Raw genomic sequence first — 6,006 nt, 5'->3', positions numbered from 1 at the left:
TAGTCCATCCCTTATTCCACCACCTGCGCTCGTCGTTTCAATCCGCGCCCCGCGGGCTTCTGCGGGGCGACCTTTCATATGTCCCCGGCGGGGCCTTAATTTCGATGTTTCAATCCGCGCCCCGCGGGCTTCTGCGGGGCGACTGCAGCCTCTGGATGAGGCTGGCTATTAGTTTATTAGTGTGGGGGTTTCGCGAAGGCGAGTTTTTTGTGGTCGGTGGGTGAGGGGTTTTCAAAGAGCGGGGATGTGTAGGATGTTGGGGGTGTGGGGGTTGTTGTCGAGCGCGAATGTTACTGGGGTGGGACGAGGCGAGGGGTTCGCGGGGGGCGGTGTGGAGTGATGGGGTGGGGTTCATAGGATGAGGGGTTCGGAGAGGTCGAGGGGTTTTTGGGTGCCGTGGTGTTCGGTTTTGGCGGCGGCTTCTGCGTCGAGGTAGTAGAAGCGGAGGGAGTCGAGGTCGGGGTTGAATTCTTGGAGGAGTCTGGCGCGAAGGGTGACCCATTCTTTGGGGCCGAGTTGGCATTCGAAGACGGATTTTTGGACGCGGATGCCGTAGTCGGCGCAGGCGCGTGCGATGCGGCGGAGGCGGCGGGCGCCTTCTTCGTCGGTTGTGGCGACGTCGTATGTGATGAGGATGAGCATAGGTTATTTGGGGATGTGGGGGAGGTATTGTGGAAGATCTCCGCGTAGAACGCGAGCTAGTATTCGTGCTTGGACGAAGAAGTGGCGGCCGATGGTGATTTGTTGGTCGAGGACGGGGTGGTGGAGGTTTTCGCGTTTGCGTTCTTGGTAGGCTTTGAGGATGGTTTTGCGGGCGTCGGGGGTGAGTTCGACGGCGCCGCCGGGGTGGAGGATGAAGTCGTGGGGTTGGATTTGTTGGCGGTTGATGAGGGTGATGGCGAGGCGGTCGGCGAGCCAGGGGCGAAATTCTTCCATGAGGTCGAGGGCGAGGGCGGGGCGGTTGGGGCGTTCGGCGTGGAGGAAGCCGACGAAGGGGTCGAGGCCGGCGACGGTGAGGGCGGAGATGCAGTCGTGGCGGACGAGGGCGTAGAGGAAGGAGAGGAGGCAGTTGATGCGGTCGAGTGGGGGATAGCGAGAGCGGGTGCGGAAGGTGAAAGGGTCTTGTTGTTGTTTGAGGAGGTGGTTGAAGGCGGAGAAGTAGGCTTGGGCGGCGGCGCCTTCGAGGCCTCGGAGGGAGTCGAGGTCGGGGGTATCGGGGATGTTTTGGATGAGGCGGGCGAGTGCGTCGATGGTGGATTGTAGGGCGTCTTTAGCTGTGGGGTCTGAGGTTTCTCTGGCTCCGCGGAGGAGGGAGTTGCGGCAGTTGTGGAGTTTTCCGGCGATGATGGCTTGGGCGATGTGGAGGCAGCGGGTGGGGTCGTCGGCGGCACGGTAGTGGTCGCGGCGTAGGGTGACGGAGGTGTCGGGGATAGCTGTGACGCGGGCGCGGAGGCGGCCGTGTTCATCGAGGTAGTGGATGGGGATGGCGTGTTCGAGGGCGAGTTGCATGGCGCCGTGGGTGAGGGTGATTTCGTTTTCCATGATGCAGATGCTTTCGATGTGGTGTGCGGGGAGGGAGAGGAGGCGGGTGCCGTCGCGCTCGATGAGGAAGGTGAGGTGGTCGCGCTGGATGTAGAGGCCGGGGGTGGTGAGGTAGAGGACGTTTTGGATGATTTCGGGCATGGGCTTTGGTGGGGTGTGGAGTAGAGGGGAGGGTGTTTGGAGTTTGCCTAATGATTTTTTGATTTGGATTTCTTAGGCGGTAGTGGTGCTGATGAAAACTTGGTTGTGGGGATCCTGGATTTGTTTCGCGGCATTAGGGGATGAGCTGGCTGGCTCTGGGAGGGTGCAGGGGAAGTGGTGGGTGTGGAGTGGGAGGTTGTTTTTTTGTGCAGATTTGCGTCGGCATGGAAGGGGCGGTGGTAGTGGGGAGTCGAGGAAGTGGAGGGGTGATGAGGGTGTGTTTTAATCCAGGTGGAAGGGTTCTGGGTGTGTGATGGCTATGCGCTGACTGTAGTAGGCTTCGGTCTTGTCTGCCAGGAGGAGCCGCGCGTGGGCTACTCTAGCTTGGTATGAGTATGAGTGGTAGAGGGGTGGGGATTGATCGGGCGGAATTTCGGGCAGGTCGAGGTCTAGTGACTCAATCGGATTTGTCGCTAGAGGTGTCGCGGAGGAGGCGTTGGTGGATGATGGGGGGTGCATATTTTTTAAGGATAGTCTGGAGCTCTTGGGAATGGATGTCGAGCTTGTGCGTGTGGATGAGGGCGAGGATGTCGCTGTAGTCTTTGCCGATTTTTTGGCGGTCTGTGTTTTTTAGGGCGTGGAGCTTGAGTGCAAGGAGGTGAAGGAGAGATGGGATTCGAAGTCGGCAAGGGCCGTAGGAGACTTCAGATGAATCTTTGTAGAGTTTAGCGAAAGTCTCTGCATCCACGAGCATGAGGTCTACACGGAATCCGTGGGGGTCGGGTGGTTTGAATTGAATGAAGTGGGGGAATTCGTAGGAGATAAGCCATCCGTTTGATAGGAGGGCAGATTTCCATTTTTGTAGGTCGTTACTCAAAACGAGAAAATCAAGATCTACGGTAGTGCGCTCGACGCCGTAGGCGTTGACGGCGTGGCCGCCTATGAGGAGGAAATTCAAGCCTGCGGCTTTTGCGGTGGTGTCAAAGTCTTTGAGGGTGTCGGTCATGTGATGTTATAGTTGTTTAATTTTTTTAGGTGTGCGGGGAGGGAGAGGAGGCGGGTGCCGTCGCGCTCGATGAGGAAGGTGAGGTGGTCGCGCTGGATGTAGAGGCCGGGGGTGGTGAGGTAGAGGACGTTTTGGATGATTTCGGGCATTTAGTCAGTGGGACGATATGAGCGGATTGCGGGTGCGTAGTTGAGGAAAACGGGAAAAGTCACGATCAGCCGTCCATAGCTCGCGCACGCCGTGGTGTAAGCAGAGGGCGGCGATTCGCGCATCGTGAATTTGAGGTCCAGCGATGGATCCTGTCGTGATGAGTCTAGTCAGCAGGTCGAAGTAGCCGTGTGTCTCTGCGAGGATGCGGGAATCGGGATGATTAATCCAGGAGGCGATAGCGGCTAGGGCGATTCGCGGCGGGGTAGGTTTGCGAAAAATGCGGGGGTGTGTGACGATAGCATAAAACTCATGGAGACATGGCCAGAGAAAGGCAAAAGTGGTGTGTTGTCCTTGTGAATGATAGGCTTGTAGTGCAGCACGATGGTGGTCGCTATCTTCGCGATGGAGGGCTACGAGGATGTTGGTATCTAGGGCAATCATGGGCTGGATTCTGGATAGATTGCCGTGCGAAGCCGTTCCCAGCTTGCATCGGCAAATTCGGGGCGCAATCCTCCGCCCTTAAAGGTAACGAGTGGAGGCGGTCGAGGGATCTGCTCTTTTTGTTGAGCCTTTAGGACTAGCGTAAGGCCTGTTTCGACAAGGTTGCGGAGGGTAGTGTTCTTTTTACGAGCCAGGCGTTTAGCTTGTTCAAAGAGAGCAGAAGAGATCTCAATCGTCGTCTTCATATTGTTATATATATAGTCTAATATGGGTGTATGGGCAAGGTTGAGGGGGAGGCAGTATATAATTTTTGAGGCGGGTGGTGAAAGGCTTCGGGAAGACAGATGTTTCGCAGGGAGCATCCGTCGCATTGGGGTCTGATTTTGGCTGGTGGGATGCGGCGTTCGTCCAACATTTTTTTGAGGGCATCAATGGCCTGGAGGGTATCGGAGCGGAGGGTGGGATCGAGGGAGACGAGGGAGCGTTGATGGGATTTGGCGTGGTAGATCATGCCTTCTGGGATGGGGATGCCGAGCATTTCTTCGAGGCAGAGGGCTTGGGCGCAGAGTTGGACGCGGTCGTTGAACCAGCGAGATTTTTTGCCGGATTTGTATTCGATGGGGCGGGCGGCGGTGATGCGGCCGTGGTGTTCTTGGATTTCGACGAGGTCGGCTTTGCCGACGAGGCTGAGGCGATCGGACCAGAGGGGGAGGGCGCGGAGGAGTTTCCAGCCGGCGCGGTGTTCGAAGCCTGGGAGGTCGGTGTGTTGGTGGGCGAGCTCGCCGAGGAGGGTGAATTCATTGTCTTCGAATAAGCCTTCTGTGAGGATGAGGGCGGCGCGGCGGGGGCAATATGTGAAGTGGTTGAGGGCAGAGAGGGGGATAAGTTCGCTTGCTGTGCTGGAGTCTGTGGTTTTTGGCTGTGAGAGGGGCATGCCATGGGTGAGGCGCTCACCATGGGTTGGTTGGGGAGCGCCTCGGGGAGTTGTGGGTGGGGTAGAGATTATAGGCGGCGCGGGCCGATGGAGCGGCCTTCGTGGCGGAGATGGAGGACAATGCCTGGCGGCAGGTTGTCTGCAGTCCACGTGCATTGGACGTGGTAGTCGGCGAAGGATTCGGGGAAGGTTTTGCCGTCTTTGAGGTTTACCTTGATGCCTTCGAAGAGGGTGTGGGCGTGGGCGCAGCCGAGGCGAGCTTCGCGTTTGTTTTGTTCGGCGTTGTTGGGGTGCTGGGTGCCGACGTGCTCGAAGTCGTAGAGGCCGCGGACGACCATTTCGCCGCGGGCGGCGGAGCGGTCGTGCTCGAACATGTGTAGGAGCGCTTGCCAGAGCAGGTCGAGGTCGGCTTGGGTGAAGCCGGTGCGCTCGGCGAAGGCAGGGGAGACGTAGCCTTTGGCGGCGTAGAGGGCGTAGGGGACGATGTGTTTGTTGCCCATGGTGCGTTCTTTCTTGGCATCTTCCTCCTTCGTCACGGCGCAACGCGTGATGGTGACTTCCAGGGGTGTGATGGGGTGGAAGGATTGGGCGAAGGTGAGTTGGACGGGGCCGCGCACTTGGCCGAAAGCGGAGCCTTTGAGCACGTCGTCGCCTGTGGAAAGGACGCCGCCGAAAGTGCGGACGTCGTAGAATTCGCGGCAGAGCCAGTTTTTGGCGGCTTCGGCTTTCTTGGAGTCGGGCGCGTCTTTGGGCAGGGAGTCTACAGCGGCTTTGATGCTGCGTTTTTGCTCGGTCTCAATGACTGCACCTTGTTTGATGAGGATGTTGTAGCCGTTGGCGGTGTCGCTGATGCGTGTGGGGGGGAATAGTTCGACATAGTTGCGGACTTTGCGTTTGAGGCAGACGTCGGAGACGATGCCGCGGTTGGTGTTGGGGTCGAGGCGCGGCAGGTTGCCGGCGTCTGGATCGCCGTTGGGGTTGCCGTTGGTGACTTCAAACAGGAGGAGGAAGTCGTGGCGGTTGGTGAGGGGGTGGTTGTTGTTCATGGTGTGTGTTGTTTTTTGTGGTTGTGGGTTAGGTTATTCGGCTAGGGGTTCGGGTTTGCCGGACATGGCGGCTTTGCGGGCCGCGTGGTCTTCGGCGGCTTGTTGGTAAAAGCCTAGGGCGAACCGGCCCTGGGCCTGGAGATCGAGGGTGCGAGGGAAGGCTGGCGGTTTGCCGGATTGTTGGGGTTTGAAGAGTGAGAGGATGTTTTGGATTTGTTCTTGTAGGAAGCGTTCGTGGCCGGCGAAGCGCTCGGACTTGCTGATTTTGTTGAGGTGGTGGCGGTTGAGCCGCAGGAGTAGGGGGAATACGCTGGCTGGGGAGACTGAGGCAGTGCCGAAATAGCGTTCGGCGACGCCTGGGCCTTCGAGTTTGTAGTCATGGGCTTTGTCCTGTGCGGCGGCGAGGACGGCGAGGAGACGACCGCAGTTGTAGGCTGGGTCGTCGGTGTCAGTGGTGAGTCGGGTTTTGATTTCCATGGTGTTGTTGTTTCGGTTTCGGTTGAGGATGAGTTTGAGGAGAGCAAATCGGCTCTCGTCGGAAAGGAGGTTGTAGTGTTCGTCGCGGGCGAGTCTGGAGTGAAGTTGGTGGAGGATCGGCTTGATGAGCGCGGTGGATGGCGCAGTGGCTTCGAGGGCGGCGCGGTAGAGTTGTGTGGGCACGTCTGGGGGCAGGTCTTTGGCCTCGCGAACGGTGGTGGAGGCCAAGCGGAAGATGGCCAGCGGGGGGATGGCTTCGTTGTCGGGCG

General features: G+C 58.6%; 12 protein-coding genes. 1 reads left to right on the top strand and 11 read right to left on the bottom strand.

Annotated features, from left to right (window positions below; all coding sequences use genetic code 11):
- Positions 1 to 109: 109 nt before the first annotated feature.
- The 3 genes from NZM04_09830 to cas1c are packed head-to-tail and all read right to left on the bottom strand — an operon-like array spanning position 110 to position 1,683.
- A complete protein-coding gene (locus NZM04_09830) occupies positions 110 to 355 on the bottom strand; it encodes a hypothetical protein (GenBank protein MCS7064317.1) in 246 nt (81 codons plus the stop codon).
- Entirely contained in the window at positions 352 to 642 is a 291-nt protein-coding gene (cas2, locus tag NZM04_09825; protein MCS7064316.1) for a CRISPR-associated endonuclease Cas2, read from the bottom strand. Before cas2 ends, NZM04_09830 begins: the two co-directional genes overlap by 4 nt.
- A gap of 3 nt (positions 643 to 645) precedes the next feature.
- Complete coding sequence (gene cas1c / locus NZM04_09820) at positions 646 to 1,683, bottom strand: type I-C CRISPR-associated endonuclease Cas1c (protein MCS7064315.1); 1,038 nt, start codon at positions 1,681 to 1,683, stop codon at positions 646 to 648.
- Positions 1,684 to 1,774: 91 nt separating this feature from the next.
- On the opposite strand from cas1c, the gene NZM04_09815 reads away from it, so the two are divergent.
- Positions 1,775 to 1,969: a hypothetical protein gene (locus NZM04_09815; GenBank protein ID MCS7064314.1), complete on the top strand. Its 195-nt coding sequence runs from the start codon at positions 1,775 to 1,777 to the stop codon at positions 1,967 to 1,969.
- Here NZM04_09815 and NZM04_09810 read toward each other — a convergent pair.
- The 8 genes from NZM04_09810 to NZM04_09775 all read right to left on the bottom strand — a co-directional run.
- Positions 1,966 to 2,202, bottom strand: coding sequence for a hypothetical protein (locus NZM04_09810; GenBank protein ID MCS7064313.1), 237 nt, complete (start codon positions 2,200 to 2,202; stop codon positions 1,966 to 1,968). The two genes, NZM04_09815 and NZM04_09810, sit on opposite strands and share 4 nt — an antisense overlap.
- Entirely contained in the window at positions 2,141 to 2,689 is a 549-nt protein-coding gene (locus NZM04_09805; GenBank protein MCS7064312.1) for a nucleotidyl transferase AbiEii/AbiGii toxin family protein, read from the bottom strand. Before NZM04_09805 ends, NZM04_09810 begins: the two co-directional genes overlap by 62 nt.
- Complete coding sequence (locus NZM04_09800; GenBank protein ID MCS7064311.1) at positions 2,686 to 2,838, bottom strand: hypothetical protein; 153 nt, start codon at positions 2,836 to 2,838, stop codon at positions 2,686 to 2,688. The genes NZM04_09805 and NZM04_09800 overlap by 4 nt, the downstream gene beginning before the upstream one ends.
- 4 nt (positions 2,839 to 2,842) lie before the next feature.
- A complete protein-coding gene (locus NZM04_09795) occupies positions 2,843 to 3,280 on the bottom strand; it encodes a PIN domain-containing protein (protein MCS7064310.1) in 438 nt (145 codons plus the stop codon).
- Complete coding sequence (locus tag NZM04_09790; protein MCS7064309.1) at positions 3,277 to 3,525, bottom strand: type II toxin-antitoxin system VapB family antitoxin; 249 nt, start codon at positions 3,523 to 3,525, stop codon at positions 3,277 to 3,279. Before NZM04_09790 ends, NZM04_09795 begins: the two co-directional genes overlap by 4 nt.
- Before the next feature lie 17 nt (positions 3,526 to 3,542).
- On the bottom strand, positions 3,543 to 4,214 hold the full coding sequence (cas4, locus tag NZM04_09785) for a CRISPR-associated protein Cas4 (protein ID MCS7064308.1): 672 nt from the start codon (positions 4,212 to 4,214) through the stop codon (positions 3,543 to 3,545).
- A gap of 68 nt (positions 4,215 to 4,282) precedes the next feature.
- A complete protein-coding gene (gene cas7c, locus NZM04_09780; protein ID MCS7064307.1) occupies positions 4,283 to 5,260 on the bottom strand; it encodes a type I-C CRISPR-associated protein Cas7/Csd2 in 978 nt (325 codons plus the stop codon).
- A gap of 33 nt (positions 5,261 to 5,293) precedes the next feature.
- Positions 5,294 to 6,006: type I-C CRISPR-associated protein Cas8c/Csd1 (locus NZM04_09775; GenBank protein MCS7064306.1), on the bottom strand; the 713-nt coding region annotated here is incomplete at its 5' end.

This window comes from Candidatus Methylacidiphilales bacterium, from assembly GCA_025056655.1.
Taxonomy (GTDB): domain Bacteria; phylum Verrucomicrobiota; class Verrucomicrobiia; order Methylacidiphilales; family JANWVL01; genus JANWVL01.
The sequence above is the reverse complement of the archived record's forward strand: the minus strand, read 5'-3'. Positions and strand labels throughout refer to the sequence as shown.